Below are 16,005 nucleotides of genomic sequence, written 5' to 3' on the forward strand. Positions count from 1 at the left end.
ATTTTTGAACAAGCCGCTCCCTTGCCGGCCTTGAGAAGCCAACGTCGTGCGAAGGGGGCGTGTGAGTTGCCCTGTGCAGGGCAATAGGTGTGTCCTGTGGACACACCTCTGCGTCGGGCTTAGCCGTCGGCGAATTCGGTGAGTGTGTACGGGTGTCGCTGGGGCGTTCCGCTGGCGCGCAGCGAAACGGGGCTGGCAGGGAGGGGCGAGAAGCGAGCCGATGCGGCGAGAGCAACAGTCGTCATGGTAGGGCCTTGGTTTTTGTTTTTATGATCAGTCATATGTTGTCGTACAACATTGGCTGGATTATCGTCAGCCTTCGCCGGCTTTGTCAACGCGTCCCTAGACGAAAGTTCAATAAGAAAAACGCCATCAAGTGCCGGTGCGCACCGATTTAAGCGTGTAGTGCTTGATTTATAGGGGTATTTCCAGGCGAAAGGGCGCGCTCGCGGTTGCCGGCGGCGCTGTGGAAGGGCGCAGCAGAGGCCGGTGGCGGCTGGCTCGCGCTGTCAGAAAGGTTGTCGCTGTTGATTTAGTTGTGCGATAACGTATGACATTTATCCGGATGACCCCGCACCGGACCATCCCTTCTGCTGGAGACGCCTATGCCGCACTGCCTGATCGAAGGCTCGCAAAGCCTGACGCAGCTGATTGCCCCGGCCGAATTACTGCGTCTGGTCGAGCGCCTGCCCAGCGTCAATGCCGTATCGCTGGATGTGCGCGATATCGACCGCGAGGTATTCAGCAACAAGCGCAGTTGCCTGCTGCCCAGCTGAGCAGTGGGCAAATCGGTCAGCCAGCCGTTGCCCAGGATGACAGGGAGGGCGAAGCTGAAATAGAGTGCCGTGCACATAATTCAGGGAGAGAGATTTATGCAGCTGGCGGCTCCGATTCCCATCCTGCGCAGCTTCGATGAAGCCAAGGCGCGGGCGTTCTACTGCGATTTTCTGGGGTTCAGCGAAGACTGGGCGCATCGCTTCGAGGCGGGCTCGCCGCTGTATGTGCAAGTGGCCAGGGCTGGCTGCGTGCTGCACCTGTCAGAGCACCACGGCGATTGCTGCCCCGGTGCGGCGCTGCGCATCGGTGTCGATGATCTGGATGCCTTGCACGCCGAGCTGACGGGCCGGGCATACGCCCATGCGCGGCCGGCTATCGTGACTCAGCCCTGGGGGCGGGACATGCCGGTGACCGACCCTTTCGGCAATCGACTGATCTTTACTGACATTCGCGCGGCATAACCGCGCGAATAGCGCTGCGCCAGCCGGGCGGCCGGCGCAGTCAGGCAATCGTCAGCCGCGGTAGTAGCGCTGCGGCACGAACGGGGTCTTGGCGACTTTCATGGCCACGCGCTTGCCGCGCACCATGGCCCAGACCGGGGTGTCGATGGCCGTGTGGCTGCTTTGCACATAACCCATGGCGACCGGTGCGCCCAGGGTAGGGCCGAAGCCGCCGCTGCAGACGCTGCCGATCAGGTTGCCATCGGCATCGACGATTTCCGCGCCTTCGCGCACCGGCACGCGTTCCTGCGGCAGCAGACCGACGCGCTTGCTGGCGACGCCCTGTTGCTGCTGGGCGAAGATCCGTTCGGCGCCGGGGAAGCCGCCGGCCCGTGCGCCGTCGGCGCGGCGAGCCTTGGAAATGGCCCAGAGCAGGCTGGCCTCGATCGGCGTGGTGCTGGTGCTCATGTCGTGGCCGTACAGGCACAGGCCGGCTTCCAGGCGCAGTGAGTCGCGCGCCCCCAGGCCGATGGCCGCGACTTCCGGTTCGGCCAGCAGGCTGCGTGCCAGGGTTTCGGCGTGGTCGGCCGGCACCGAGATTTCGAAGCCGTCTTCGCCGGTGTAACCGGAACGGCTGACGAAGCAGTCGACGCCGAGCAGGCGCACGCGGGCGAACTGCATGAAGGTCATCTTCGTTACTTCCGGCGCCAGGCGCGCCAGCACCTCGACGGCTTTCGGGCCCTGCAGGGCGAGCAGGGCGCGGTCGAAGCAGGGTTCGATCTGGCACTGGCTGGCGATCTGCAGTTGCAGGTGCATCAGGTCCTGGTGCTTGCAGGCGGCGTTGACCACCAGGAACAGGGTTTCGTCGCCCAGGTTGGCGACCATCAGGTCGTCGAGAATGCCGCCCTGGTCATCGGTGAACATGGCGTAACGCTGCATGCCCACGGGCAGGTCGATGATGTCGACCGGCACCAGGCGTTCCAGAGCTGTTGCCGCCTGCGGACCGCGCAGGATGATCTGGCCCATGTGCGAGACGTCGAACAGGCCGGCGGCTTCGCGGGTGTGCAGGTGTTCTTTCATCACGCCGAGCGGGTATTGCACCGGCATGTCGTAGCCGGCGAAGGGCACCATGCGCGCGCCGAGCTCCAGGTGCAGGGCGTGTAGCGGGGTTTTCGCCAGGGTTTCAGTGGTCATGCAATCTCTCCGGTAGGGTGCGCCGTGCGCACCGGGTCGTGATCAATACGTATGTCGGGAGGGATCGACGGTGCGCACAGCCTAGGCGCCCCGCGCACCCTACGAATCAGCATTCGATGATATTTACCGCCAGGCCGCCGCGCGAGGTTTCCTTGTATTTGCTCTTCATGTCGGCGCCGGTCTGGCGCATGGTGCGGATCACCTTGTCGAGCGAGACGAAATGCTGGCCGTCGCCGCGCAGGGCCATGCGCGCGGCGTTGATCGCCTTGACCGAGCCCATGGCGTTGCGTTCGATGCAGGGTACCTGGACCAGGCCGCCGATCGGGTCGCAGGTCAGGCCGAGGTTGTGTTCCATGCCGATCTCGGCGGCATTCTCCACCTGGTTGACGCTGCCGCCGAGCACTTCGCACAAGGCGCCGGCGGCCATCGAGCAGGCCACGCCGACTTCGCCCTGGCAGCCGACTTCGGCGCCGGAGATCGAGGCGTTTTCCTTGTAGAGAATGCCGATGGCGGCGGCGGTGAGCAGGAAGCGCACCACGCCGTCTTCGTTGGCGCCGGGAATGAAGCGCATGTAGTAGTGCAGCACCGCCGGCACTATGCCGGCCGCGCCGTTGGTCGGGGCGGTCACCACGCGGCCGCCGCTGGCGTTTTCCTCGTTCACCGCCAGGGCGTAGAGGTTGACCCAGTCGAGCACGCTCAGTGAGTCGCGCAGGGCGGCTTCCGGGTGCTGGCACAGCTGGCGGTGCAGGGCGGCGGCGCGGCGCCTGACCTTGAGTCCGCCGGGCATGATGCCCTCGTTGCGGCAGCCGGCTTCGACGCAGTCCTGCATCACCTGCCAGATCTTCAGCAGGCCGGCGCGGGTTTCCGCCTCCGGCCGCCAGGCGGCTTCGTTGGCCAGCATCACCTGGCTGATCGACAGGTTGTGCTCGGCGCAGTGGGCGAGCAATTGCTTGGCGGTGGTGAAGGGGTAGGTCAGTTGGGTCTGATCCTCGACAATGCGGTCGGCGCCAGCGGCATCGTCATCGACCACAAAACCGCCGCCCACCGAGTAGTACTCGCGCGCACGGATCTGCAGGCCGGCGGCGTCGAAGGCGCGGAAGATCATGCCGTTGGGGTGGAACTCCAGCGGTTTGCGGATCATCGCCAGGTGTTCTTTCTCGACGAAGCGGATCGGTTTTTCGCCGAGCAATTGCAGTTCACCGGTTTCGCGTAGGGTCGCCAGGCGTGCGGGGATGCTGTCGATGTCGACGCTGTCCGGCTGCTCGCCCTCGAGGCCGAGAATCACCGCCTTGTCGCTGCCGTGGCCCTTGCCGGTGGCGCCGAGAGAGCCGTACAGCTCCACTCTTACTGACGCGGTGCTCGCCAGCAGGTCATCGCGGCGCAAGCCTTCGGCGAAACGTGCGGCGGCGCGCATCGGCCCGACCGTGTGCGAGCTGGACGGGCCGATGCCGATTTTGAATAGATCGAAAACGCTGAGTGACATGCTTGACTCCATCGGCTGGTCAGCCATTTTGGCGTAGGAGCGGGGGCGTCCGCCCCCGTTCCTACGCCAGTGCATTACTTATGCAGAGTAGACCGGGAAAGTCGCGCAAAGGTCGGCGACCTGTCCACGAACTCGCTCGCTTACCTGGGTGTCATCGATGTCGCCCAGAATGTCGCAGATCCAGCCGGCCAGTTCCTGGCACTCGCCTTCCTTGAAGCCGCGACTGGTCACCGCCGGGGTGCCGATGCGGATGCCGGAGGTCACGAACGGCGACTGCGGGTCATTCGGCACGGCGTTCTTGTTCACCGTGATATGCGCCGCGCCCAGGGCCGCGTCGGCAGCCTTGCCGGTCAGGCCCTGCTTGACCAGGCTGAGCAGCATCAGATGGTTGTCGGTGCCGCCGGAGACCACCTCATAGCCGCGGCCGACGAACACCTCGGCCATCGCCCGGGCGTTGTCGATCACCTGCTGCTGGTAGGCGACGAAGGCCGGCTCCAGGGCTTCCTTGAAGCATACCGCCTTGGCGGCGATCACGTGCATCAGCGGGCCGCCCTGGGCGCCGGGGAACACCGCGGAGTTGAGCTTCTTCTCGATTTCCGGGTTGGCACGGGCCAGGATCAGGCCACCGCGCGGACCGCGCAGGGTCTTGTGGGTGGTGCTGGTGACCACGTCGGCGAACGGAATCGGGTTGGGGTACAGGCCGGCGGCGACCAGGCCGGCAACGTGGGCCATGTCGACGAACAGCAGGGCGCCGATTTTGTCGGCAATCTCGCGGAAGCGGGCGAAGTCGAGGGTGCGCGAATAGGCAGAGAAACCGGCGACTATCATCTTTGGCTTATGCTCGACGGCCAGGCGCTCGACTTCGGCGTAATCGATCAGGCCGTTGGCGTCGATGCCGTACTGCACCGCGTTGTACAGCTTGCCGGAGGACGACACCTTGGCACCGTGGGTCAGGTGGCCGCCGTGGGCCAGGCTCATGCCGAGGATTGTGTCGCCGGCGTTGAGCAGCGCCAGGTACACGGCGCTGTTGGCCGAGGAACCGGAGTGCGGCTGGACGTTGGCGTAGTCAGCGCCGAACAGCTGCTTGGCGCGCTCGATGGCCAACTGCTCGACCACATCGACATGCTCGCAGCCGCCGTAGTAGCGCTTGCCCGGGTAGCCTTCGGCGTACTTGTTGGTCAGGCCGCTGCCCTGGGCCTGCATGACCCGCTTGCTTGCGTAGTTTTCCGAGGCGATCAACTCGATGTGATCTTCCTGGCGCTGCTCTTCGGCGTTGATCGCGGTGAGCAGGGCGTCGTCGTAGCCTTGCAGTTGGTCGTGCTTGCTGAACATGCTGAGGATCCTCGGTTGTTGTTCTTGTCGGGTGCAACCGGCCCGCCCCAGAGAGGGGTGAGTCGAAATTATTGGGTAAACAAAACGTAGGGTGGGCGAAGCGATACCCATCATTGCGTAAGCCGCGCTGAGCCTTGATGGGTTACGCGGTGCGCGGAGAGAGGTGTCAGCGATGCGAGAGCTGTCCCGCACCGCTAACCTACGCGGCCCGACCCATCCTACGTTTGTAGGCTCCAGCTCAGCCTCAGGCGTCCTGGTAGGCCTCGATCGACGGGCAGGCGCAGACCAGGTTGCGGTCGCCGAACACGTTGTCGACCCGCCCGACCGGTGGCCAGTACTTGCCATCGATCAGGCTGGCGAGCGGGTAGACCGCCTGCTCGCGGCTGTAGCTGTGGCTCCATTCACCGACCAATTCCAGGGCGGTGTGCGGTGCGTTCTTCAGCGGGTTGTCGTTGGCGTCCAGGGCGCCGGTTTCCACCGCGCGGATTTCATTGCGGATGGCGATCATGGCGTCGCAGAAGCGATCCAGTTCTTCCTTGGATTCGCTTTCGGTGGGCTCGATCATCAGGGTGCCGGCGACCGGGAAGGACATGGTCGGGGCATGGAAGCCGAAGTCGATCAGGCGCTTGGCCACGTCGTCGACGCTGATGCCGGAGCTGTCCTTGAGCGGGCGGATATCCAGGATGCACTCGTGGGCGACCAGGCCGCCTTCACCGCTGTAGAGCACCGGGTAGTGCTCTTCCAGGCGCCGGGCGATGTAGTTGGCGTTGAGAATGGCCATCTGCGAGGCACGCTTGAGGCCTTCGCCGCCCATCATGCAGATGTACATCCAGGTGATCGGCAGGATGCTGGCGCTGCCGAACGGCGCGGCGCTGACCGCACCGGTCTTGCGTGCCATGTTGGCGTGGCCGGGCAGGAACGGAATCAGGTGCGCCTTGACCCCGATCGGGCCGACGCCAGGGCCGCCGCCGCCGTGGGGAATGCAGAAGGTCTTGTGCAGGTTCAGGTGCGAGACGTCGCCGCCGAACTTGCCTGGCGCGCAGAGGCCGACCATGGCGTTCATGTTGGCGCCATCGATATACACCTGGCCGCCGTTGTCGTGGACGATCTGGGCGATCTCGCGGATGCCCTCCTCGAACACGCCGTGGGTCGAGGGGTAGGTGATCATCAGCGCGGCCAGGCGCTCCTTGTGCTCTTCGGCCTTGGCCTTGAGGTCGGCGATGTCGACGTTGCCGCGGCTGTCGCAGGCGGTCACCACCACGCGCATACCGGCCATGCTGGCGGTCGCCGGGTTGGTGCCATGGGCCGATTGCGGGATCAGGCAGATGTCGCGCTGATCGTCGCCGCGGCTCTGGTGGTAGGCACGGATCGCCAGCAGGCCGGCGTATTCGCCCTGGGAGCCGGCGTTCGGCTGCAGGGAGATGCCGTCGTAGCCGGTGGCGGCGCAGAGCATGGCTTCCAGTTCGTCGGTCAGCTGCTGATAGCCCTGGCTTTGCTCGGCCGGGGCGAAGGGGTGCAGGTTGCCGAACTCGCCCCAGGTCACCGGGATCATTTCGCTGGCGGCGTTGAGCTTCATGGTGCAGGAACCCAGCGGGATCATGCTGCGGTCCAGGGCCAGGTCTTTGTCGGCGAGCTTGCGCAGGTAGCGCATCAGCTCGGTTTCCGAGTGGTAACGGTTGAACACTTCGTGCTGCAGGATTGCCGACTGACGCAGCAGGCCTTGCGGCAGGCGCGAGGCGACGCTGGCGGCCAGCTCGGCGAAGTCCGGCAGGCTGTTGCCGGGCTCGGCAAAGACCTCCCACAGGCGCTCGACGGCGGCCTGGTCGGTGGTTTCGTCCAGGGATAGACCCAGGCGTTCGCCGTCGATCTCGCGCAGATTGATGCCCATCGCACGCGCCTGCTGGTGCAGTTGCGCGGTGCGCTCGCCGCTGGCGACGCTCAGGGTGTCGAAGAAGTTCGCTTGCTCCACGGTCAGGCCGAGTTTGGCCAGGCCCTGGGCGAGGATCGCGGTCAGCTGATGGGTGCGCTGGGCGATCTGGGTCAGGCCTTTAGGGCCGTGGTAGACGGCATACATGCTGGCGATATTGGCCAGCAGCACCTGGGCGGTGCAGATGTTGCTGGTGGCCTTCTCGCGGCGGATGTGCTGCTCGCGGGTCTGCATGGCCAGGCGCAGGGCCGGCTTGCCGAAACGGTCGACCGACATGCCGACCAGGCGGCCCGGCATGTCGCGCTTGAACGCATCGCGGGTGGCGAAGTAGGCGGCGTGCGGGCCGCCGAAACCCAGGGGTACGCCGAAACGCTGGGCGCTGCCCAGGGCCACGTCGGCGCCGAATTCGCCCGGCGGGGTGAGCAGGGTCAGGGCCAGCAGGTCGGCGGCTACCGCGACCAGGGCGCCCACGGCATGGAAGCGCTCGACCAGCGCGCGGTAGTCGAAGATATCGCCATTGCTCGCCGGGTATTGCAGCAGCGCGCCGAAGTAGGCGCTGGCATCGGTGATGGTGCTCTCGTCGCCGACCACTACCTCGATGCCCAGCGGTTCGGCACGGGTGCGTAGCACGTCGAGGGTTTGCGGGTGGCAGTGCTGCGAGGCGAAGAAGGCGTTGCTGGCCTTGTTCTTCGACAGGCGCTTGCAGAAGGTCATGGCTTCGGCGGCGGCTGTGGCTTCATCGAGCAGCGAGGCGTTGGCGATCGACAGGCCGGTGAGGTCGATGACCAGGGTCTGAAAATTCAGCAGCGCTTCCAGGCGGCCCTGGGAAATTTCCGGCTGGTAGGGCGTGTAGGCGGTGTACCAGGCCGGGTTTTCCAGGAGGTTGCGCAGGATCGGGCTCGGCGTATGGGTGCCGTGATAACCCTGGCCGATATAGGTCTTGAACTGCTGATTCTTGCCAGCGATGGTTTTGATCTTGGCCAGCGCATCGGCTTCGCTCAGGCCCGGGGCCTGGCCGAGGACGCTGGTGCCCTTGATGCTCTCGGGGATCACGCTGGCGGTCAGGGCGTCGAGGGAGTCGAAGCCGAGGGTGCCGAGCATGGCCAAGGTGTCGGCCTCGCCCGGGCCGATATGCCGGGCGACGAATTCGTTCTGGGTGGTCAGGTCGGTCATGTCGATCCCTCAGGCGTCGGCGTTGGCGTTGAGCAGGCTCTCATAGGCGGCCTGGTCGAGCAGGTCGGCGACGGCACTGGCATTGGCCGGACGGAAGCGGAAGAACCAGCCCTTGCCCAGCGGGTCTTCGTTGACCAGTTCCGGGCTGGCTTCGAGCTCGGCGTTGATTTCGATCACTTCGCCATCCAGCGGCATGGAGATATTGCTGGCCGCTTTTACCGACTCCAGTACCGCGACTTCTGCGCCTTCGGCGTAGCTCTGCAAGTCTGGCAGTTGCACGAACACCACATCACCCAGGGCTTCCTGGGCATAAGCGGTGATGCCCACGGTGACCAGGCCATCGGCGTCCTGACGCAGCCATTCGTGTTCGACGGTAAAACGCAACTCGCTCATGGGGATTCCTCAAGGGGGCGCCCGCTTCTTGGCGGCGGGCCATTGTAATGCGCTCGCGGCAGGCGGCGAGCGAAGGGTGATTGCTTCCTAAGCAATGCGAGTGCCAATACTAAAAAATACAATTAAAACAAGGTGTTATGTATTTTTCGTGGTGCGCCGATAACTCGGTTGTAGCGAAGTCGATACAGATGGTCGTGTCGTTCTCGGGAAAATCGGTGTCGCTTTAGTGGTGCCGGGGGCTTCCGGGGCATGTATTCAAATCAATACGACGTATCGATTTGAATACATGGACTATCATGAGCCCGCAGCAGTCCCTCGATTTTCCGTTGCACGACAGCTTGATAACCCAGGAGTCAGCCCCATGCGCCCTTGCATCGCCCTCAGCTTCTCATTGTTCGTCGCCGCTGGCCTGCAGGCGGCCGAGACGGTCAGCGTCGACATGGCCAGGACCGGCGAGTCCGGCAGCGGCCCGTGGCTCGGCAGCATCAGCATCAGCGAGTCCCGCTACGGCCTGGTGTTTACCCCCAATCTCTCCGGACTGGAGCCAGGCCTGCATGGTTTTCACGTGCATGTGTTCGGTAACTGCAATGCCGTGGAGGTGGACGGCAAGCTGACGCCGGCCGGTGCCGCCGGTGGTCACTGGGACCCGGACAATGCCGGCCGGCACGGTTTCCCCTGGGAGGACAATGCGCACCGCGGCGATCTGCCGGTGCTCTATGTGGCCGCCGACGGCAGCGCCAGCCAGCCGGTGCTGGCGCCACGCCTGAAGAGCCTGGAAGACCTGCACAACCGTGCGTTGATGGTGCACGCCGGTGCGGATAATCACGCCGACCATCCCCAGCCCCTGGGCGGCGGCGGGGCACGTTTCGCCTGCGGGGTGATCAAGCTGCCGGTCAGTCCCGGTCCGGTCTAGCAGGCCGTTGAAACGACCTACGTTGCCCTCTCTCGATAAAGAGAGGGGCGTCCGTTATGTGTTGATGGCCCACCCTACAGAACCTTAAAAATGACCCCGCATTCGAGGTTGATTGACTCGCTATGCTCGCCCTGTGGGCCAGCCTTCGGCCGTTCCTCCGCTTCGCCAGGTTTCAACGCAGCATGGCCGGGCGCAGTGATTTGCAATCACCCTCTCAGCGCATCAACCCTTCCATGAAGTCCGCCAGCCTACCGGCCAGGGCGCGGCGCCAGGGTGGGCTGTGCGGGTTGGCGAGCACCCGGTCTTCGGCGGCGAAGCTGCGCATGATGGCGGTGTAGCCGAGCCAGCGGCAGGGCTCCGGCTCCCAGGCCTTGAGGGCCGACAGGGGGCGTTCGCCGAGCACCCAGGGTTGCCGGGTCAGCTGGCTGCTGCGGCCGAGGATCAGGTCGGCCAGGGTGCGCCCGCCGAGGTTGCTGGCGCCGACTCCTTCACCGCCGTAGCCGCCGGAGAGGGCGATGCGGTTGCTGCGGTCGAGCAGCATGTGCGGCTGGAAGCGCCGCGCCATGCCGAGGTTGCCGCCCCAGCCATGGCTGATCTCGACGTTGCGCAATTGCGGGAACAGCTCGCCGAACAGGTAGCGGCGCAGGCCGATTTCCTCGGCATTCAGGTTGAAGTCCTGGCGCAGCTTGCCGGCGAAGCGGTAACCGCCACGGGCGCCGAACACCAGGCGGTCGTCGGCGCTGCGCTGGCCATAGGTGACCTGGCGGCTGAACTCACTGAAGGCCTGGCCGCGATCGAGGCCGATCTCGTCCCACTGGCTGGCTGACAGGGGTTCCGTGGCCAGCAACAGGCTTTGCACCGGCAACTGATAGCGGCGCAGCAGCGGCAACTCGGCGGCGTAGCCTTCCACCGCCGGCACCACCCAGTCGGCGCGCAGCTCGCCCTGGGCGGTGCGCAGCAGGCCCGGCTGCCAATGGGTCACGCGGCTTTGCTCGAACAGTTGTGCGCCCAGGCGTTCGACCGCCTGGGCCAGGCCGCGCACCAGCCTGGCCGGCTGGAGGGTCGCGCAGTGCGGGCTGTGGATGGCACCGAGCGAACCGTTGATGCGCAGCTGTTGGTTCAGTTCGCCTGGCGTCAGCCAGCGGTAGTCGGCTTCGCTGAGACCTTCGCCATGCAGCGAGTCGAGCCAGGCGCGCAGGCGGCGCTCCTGCTCCGGGTAGCGCGCCGCGCAATAGAGCACGCCGCCCTTGCGGTAGTCGCAGGCGATGCCTTCGCGTTGCAACACCTCGGCCACTGCGTCGGGAATGCCGTGCAGCAGGTCGAAGGCGGCACGTCGCTGTTCGGCGGGCAGGCCGCCGAGCAGGCGGTCCTCGCCGAGCAGGTTGCCCATCAACCAGCCGCCGTTGCGCCCGGAGGCGCCAAAGCCGGCGTACTCGGCCTCGACCACGGCGATGCGCAAGTCGGGCGCCTGGCGCTTGAGGTAGTAAGCCGTCCACAAGCCGGTGTAGCCGGCGCCGATGATCGCCACGTCGACCTCCAGTCGGCCCTGCAGCGCTGGACGCGGCGTCAGCGTCGGGTCGAGTTGATCCATCCACAGGTTGATGGGCGGGTATGGCGACATGGTTGTTATTCCTGGTTGGGTGCGTTGCCAGCCTAGCAGTCCGTTGAAAACTACCTACGTTTTCAACGGCCGACGCAAGGCGTCTTGTCCCGGCACGTTCGGCGCCATTTTTGGCGGGTATTCAGCGGCGCTATGGCAGGCCATCCAGCCGGCTCATGGGCCGGCTTGTAAGCTACGCGGCAGGCGGGCATTCACTCTTTCGGTTGACAGGGCAAATCCCTCTTTCGTGCGCTTATCCGCAGGGATGCTGCTGGGTAACTTGAGGGCTCAACACGAAACCATGCTTTCCAGGAGAGCCGCATGACAACAAAAACAAGGCATGCAAGCTTCCAGCCGTGCGCGCTGGCAATTGCCGTCGCTCTGGGCTGTGTCGCGCCGGTCCAGGCGATTACTTTTAATGTTGGCGAGCTCGAAGCTCAGTTTGATTCTGCGTTGTCGGTCGGCGCCAGTTGGTCGGTGCGTGGCGCCGATCCGGATTTCATCTCCACCGCCAGCGGCGGCAAAGCCTCCTCGCGGACTTCGGACGACGGCCGCTTGAACTTCAAGAAAGGCGAGACCTTCTCGAAGATCTTCAAGGGCATCCACGACCTCCAGCTGACCTACGGCGACACCGGTGTGTTCATCCGCGGCAAGTACTGGTACGACTTCGAGACCAAGGACGAGAGTCGCTTGTTCTACGACATCGACGACCACAACCGCAAGGAGGCTGCGCAGGCCTCCGGCGCGCAGATTCTCGATGCCTTCATCTACCACAACTACAGCATCGGTGACCTGCCCGGCAGCGTGCGGGTCGGCAAGCAGGTGGTCAGCTGGGGCGAGAGCACCTTCATCCAGAATTCGATCAACTCGATCAACCCGGTCGACGTCGCCGCTTTCCGCCGTCCCGGTGCGGAGATCAAGGAAGGCCTGATCCCGGTCAACATGCTCTACCTGTCGCAGAGCCTGAGCGACTCGCTGAGCATGGAGGCCTTCTACCAGCTGGAGTGGGACCAGACCGTCATCGACAACTGCGGTACCTTCTTCTCCACCACCGATGTGGTCGGCGATGGTTGCGAGGATCGCCTGACCGTGTTCGGCCCGGACCTGCCGCCGGGCGAGTCGACCAACTCCTTCGTCGACAACGCCTACATTCCGCGCGCCGGCGATCGCGATGCCCGCGACAGCGGCCAGTACGGCCTGGCCTTACGCTGGTTCGCCGAGGCGCTGAACGACACCGAGTTCGGCCTCTATGCGCTTAACTATCACAGCCGCGGCCCGGTATTCAGCAGCATCCGCACCACCACGCCGAACTTCGTCAGTTTCATCCCGGGAGCGCCGAACGCGCGCTACTTCATCGAGTACCCGGAAGACATCCGCCTCTACGGCCTGAGTTTCCAGACCAACGTCGGCGGCACCGCGTTGTCCGGTGAAGTCAGCTACCGGCCGAACATGCCGATGCAGATCAACTCCACCGATGTCTCCTTCGCCGCCCTCGGCCTGCCGTTCAACCCGATATTCGAGAGCGGTCACGCGCAGAACGTCGCCAGCGGCGATATCCACGGCTACGAGCGCAAGCCCTTCACCCAGGCCCAGGTCACCGCGATCCAGTTCATCGACCGGGTGCTCGGCGCCAGCCGCCTGACCCTGATCGGCGAGGTCGGCTACAACCACATTGGCGGCATCAAGGACGATCCCAGCGAGCTGCGCTTCGGCCGTGATCCGATCTTCGGCGCCGGCGAGTTCAGCGTGCCCGGTGTGTGTGGCGCATTCAACGCCGCCAACCCGGATGAGTGCCAGGGCGACGGCTTCTATACCAGCAGTTCCTGGGGTTACCGCGCGCGCGCCAGCGCCGAATACAGCAACGTGATCGCCGGCATCAACCTGACCCCGAGTGTCGCCTGGTCGCATGACGTCGACGGTTATGGGCCAAACTTCAATGAAGGCAGCAAGGCCATCAGTCTTGGCCTCAGTGCCGACTACCAGAACACCTATAATGCCAGTCTCAGCTACACCGATTTCTTCGGCGGCGACTACAACACCATCACCGACCGAGACTTCGTTGCCCTGAGTTTCGGTGCGACCTTCTGATCAACCACGCGCAAAGGATCCGTACATGATGAAAACTACAAGAATCCTGCAAACCGGTGCGCTGGCCCTGAGCTTGCTGGCTAGCAGTGTGATGGCCGCCGTCTCCGAACAAGAGGCGGCGCAACTGGGCACTACCCTGACCCCGATAGGCGCGGAAAAGGCCGGCAACGCCGATGGCAGCATCCCGGCCTGGACCGGCGGCCTGCCGACCAACGCCGGCGCGGTCGACGACAAGGGCTTCCTCGCCGACCCCTTCGCCGGCGAGCAGCCGTTGTTCACCATTACCGCCGCCAATGCCGCGCAGTACCAGGACAAGTTGTCTCCCGGGCAAATGGCGATGTTCAAGCGCTATGCCGACAGCTACAAGATCCCGGTCTACCCGACCCACCGCAGCGCCGCACTGCCCGATGAAATCTATGCCGCGGCGAAACGCAGTGCCCTGAATACCACCACCGTGGACGGCGGTAACGGCCTGCAGAACTTCAGTGACAGCCGCTACTATGCCTTCCCGATTCCCAAGACCGGGGTCGAGGTCGTGTGGAACCACATCACCCGCTATCGCGGCGGTAACCTCAAGCGCTATATCACCCAGGCGACCCCGCAGACCAACGGCTCATACAGCATTGTCAAATTCGAGGACGAAATCGCCTTCCCCTCCGACATGCCCGATATCGACCCGGCCAAGGCGAGCAACATCCTGCTGTACTTCAAGCAGCGGGTGACCGCACCTTCGCGCCTGGCCGGCAACGTCCTGCTGGTCCACGAGACCATCGACCAGGTCAAGGAACCGCGCCTGGCGTGGATCTACAACGCCGGCCAGCGCCGCGTGCGCCGCGCCCCGCAGGTGGCCTATGACGGTCCGGGCACCGCCGCCGATGGCATGCGTACCGCGGATAACTTCGATCTGTTCTCCGGCGCACCGGATCGTTACGACTGGAAACTGGTCGGCAAGAAGGAAATGTACATCCCCTACAACAGCTACAAGCTGGATTCGCCCAAGCTGTCCTACGATGACGTGATCAAGGCCGGCCACATCAACCAGGACCTGACCCGTTACGAGCTGCACCGGGTCTGGGAGGTGGAGGCCACTCTGAAGTCCGGCGAGCGCCACATCTACGCCAAACGCCACATGTACTTCGACGAGGACAGCTGGCAGCTGGCCCTGGTCGACCACTATGACGGTCGTGGCCAGTTGTGGCGCGTCGCCGAGGGGCACGCGCAGCATTACTATCACCAACAGGTGCCGGCTTACACCCTGGAAGCCCTCTACGACATCGTCGCCGGCCGTTACCTGGCTCTGGGCATGAAGAACGAGGAGAAATCCGCCTTCGCCTTCGGCTTCAAGGCCAGTGCCGCCGATTACACCCCCGGTGCCCTGCGCAGCTCCGGCGTGCGGTAACAGGCCGGCAGAGTCATCGCTCCTGCATAATTGGGCGGCCTTAGGGCCGCCTTTTTTTTATCGTCAACTATTAACTATGCTGATACAGCTACTGCATCCCTGAGTTCGGGTCTAGTCTCTTGAGCACTGCTCCCCATACAAAATCAACACGAGCCGTCATGACCGCCTACGCGCCATCTCCGCCCATCGCATTGTCGTCCTGCACCAAGAGCCTGCTGCCGCGGCAACCGCCGGGGCATGTCAAGCGTGAGCAGCTGCAGCGCCGCTTGCTCGCCCAGGATTGTCGCTTGCGTTTGCTGGTCGCCCCGGCAGGGTTCGGCAAGACGGTGCTGCTCGCCGACTGCGCCCGCGAATGTCCGCCCGAATACTCGCCGCTGTGGCTCAACTGCGCAGGCCAGCTGGCCTCGCCAGCGGCATTCTGCCGGATACTGGCCAGCGCCCTGGACTATCCGCCGAGCCTGAGCGAAGCCGAACTCTTGACTGCCCTGCAGCAGGAACACCGCGCGCTGTGGATCATGCTCAACGACTATCCGCGCGAACCCGATGGCGAACTCGATGCCTGCCTCGATCGTCTGCTCTGCGCTTCGCCGGCCAACCTCTGCTGGTGGCTAGGCAGCCGACGGCGCCCGCTATGCAACTTGCCGCGTCTGCTGCTGGAGGGCGAGTTGTTCGAGCTGGGCGGCGCGGAGCTGGCCTTCAGCCCGGGCGAGATTGCTGTCTGGTTAGCGCACGTGGATACGCTAGGCGCCAGCCGCGCGGACAACCTGTTCGCCCTGACTCGCGGCTGGCCGGCGGCCCTGCGCCTGCTGGCCGCCCACGGCGAGCGCGAGGGCTCGGGGCCGCCGCTGTGTGAGGAACACAACACGCTGCTGCGCGACTATATCGAGCATGAGGTGCTGCAGGGCCTGCCCGCCGAGCTGAACCACGCACTCTGCCAGTTGGCACAGATTCCGCGGTTCAACGACGAACTCTGCGAGCACCTGCTGGGCGTGGGCGAGGGCGCGGCCTGGCTGCAGGCGTTGCGCGCACGCGGCCTGTTCATCAATGAAGTGGAGGGGGCGGCGGACTGGCTCGAGCTCTTCCCGCCGCTGGCTCATCTGCTGCAGCAGCGGACCAAGGCCGCGCCTTGCACCGGCCTGCACCTTCAGGCCAGCCAGTGGTTCGCCGCCCGCGGCGAAGTGCGCGAGGCGGTGGAGCATGCGCTCAAGGGGGGGCAGCCGGAAGTCGCGGCCAGTTTTCTCGAACGCTTCGCCGAAGAGCGCCTGCTCCAGGGCCAGGATCTGGCG

General features: G+C 64.8%; 11 protein-coding genes and 1 pseudogene. 6 read left to right on the forward strand and 6 right to left on the reverse strand.

Annotated elements, in window-relative coordinates; translation table 11 throughout:
- The first annotated feature begins 605 nt into the window (after nt 1–605).
- On the forward strand, nt 606–776 hold the full coding sequence (locus ABZE94_RS13585; protein ID WP_372876044.1) for a hypothetical protein: 171 nt from the start codon (nt 606–608) through the stop codon (nt 774–776).
- A gap of 96 nt (nt 777–872) precedes the next feature.
- Nucleotides 873–1,238 carry a glyoxalase superfamily protein gene (locus ABZE94_RS13590; protein WP_372876045.1) on the forward strand — a complete coding sequence of 122 codons (366 nt, stop codon included), beginning with the start codon at nt 873–875 and terminating at the stop codon, nt 1,236–1,238.
- A gap of 51 nt (nt 1,239–1,289) precedes the next feature.
- On the opposite strand, the gene gcvT is transcribed toward ABZE94_RS13590, so the two are convergent.
- The 5 genes from gcvT to gcvH form a co-directional block, all read right to left on the reverse strand.
- Complete coding sequence (gene gcvT / locus ABZE94_RS13595; protein ID WP_372876046.1) at nt 1,290–2,411, reverse strand: glycine cleavage system aminomethyltransferase GcvT; 1,122 nt, start codon at nt 2,409–2,411, stop codon at nt 1,290–1,292.
- Nucleotides 2,412–2,517: 106 nt separating this feature from the next.
- Complete coding sequence (locus tag ABZE94_RS13600; protein WP_372876047.1) at nt 2,518–3,894, reverse strand: L-serine ammonia-lyase; 1,377 nt, start codon at nt 3,892–3,894, stop codon at nt 2,518–2,520.
- Nucleotides 3,895–3,972: 78 nt separating this feature from the next.
- Nucleotides 3,973–5,226: a serine hydroxymethyltransferase gene (gene glyA / locus ABZE94_RS13605; RefSeq protein WP_372876048.1), complete on the reverse strand. Its 1,254-nt coding sequence runs from the start codon at nt 5,224–5,226 to the stop codon at nt 3,973–3,975.
- Nucleotides 5,227–5,470: 244 nt separating this feature from the next.
- Complete coding sequence (gene gcvP, locus ABZE94_RS13610; RefSeq protein ID WP_372876049.1) at nt 5,471–8,326, reverse strand: aminomethyl-transferring glycine dehydrogenase; 2,856 nt, start codon at nt 8,324–8,326, stop codon at nt 5,471–5,473.
- Between the two features lie 9 nt (nt 8,327–8,335).
- Complete coding sequence (gene gcvH, locus ABZE94_RS13615; protein WP_372876050.1) at nt 8,336–8,719, reverse strand: glycine cleavage system protein GcvH; 384 nt, start codon at nt 8,717–8,719, stop codon at nt 8,336–8,338.
- A gap of 361 nt (nt 8,720–9,080) precedes the next feature.
- Between gcvH and sodC the strand changes: the two genes are divergently transcribed.
- Entirely contained in the window at nt 9,081–9,632 is a 552-nt protein-coding gene (gene sodC, locus ABZE94_RS13620) for a superoxide dismutase [Cu-Zn] SodC (RefSeq protein ID WP_372876051.1), read from the forward strand.
- Between the two features lie 214 nt (nt 9,633–9,846).
- Here sodC and ABZE94_RS13625 read toward each other — a convergent pair whose 3' ends face one another.
- Complete coding sequence (locus tag ABZE94_RS13625; RefSeq protein WP_372876052.1) at nt 9,847–11,253, reverse strand: NAD(P)/FAD-dependent oxidoreductase; 1,407 nt, start codon at nt 11,251–11,253, stop codon at nt 9,847–9,849.
- Between the two features lie 300 nt (nt 11,254–11,553).
- Here ABZE94_RS13625 and ABZE94_RS13630 point away from each other — a divergent pair, with 300 nt between their 5' ends.
- The 3 genes and pseudogenes from ABZE94_RS13630 to ABZE94_RS13640 all read left to right on the forward strand — a co-directional run.
- Nucleotides 11,554–13,320, forward strand: coding sequence for a DUF1302 domain-containing protein (locus ABZE94_RS13630; protein ID WP_372876053.1), 1,767 nt, complete (start codon nt 11,554–11,556; stop codon nt 13,318–13,320).
- Nucleotides 13,321–13,348: 28 nt separating this feature from the next.
- On the forward strand, nt 13,349–14,719 hold the full coding sequence (locus tag ABZE94_RS13635) for a DUF1329 domain-containing protein (protein WP_372876054.1): 1,371 nt from the start codon (nt 13,349–13,351) through the stop codon (nt 14,717–14,719).
- A gap of 158 nt (nt 14,720–14,877) precedes the next feature.
- Nucleotides 14,878–16,005, forward strand: a pseudogene (locus ABZE94_RS13640) (helix-turn-helix transcriptional regulator); the annotation flags it as partial.

This window comes from Pseudomonas sp. (assembly GCF_041601375.1).
GTDB lineage: Bacteria > Pseudomonadota > Gammaproteobacteria > Pseudomonadales > Pseudomonadaceae > Aquipseudomonas.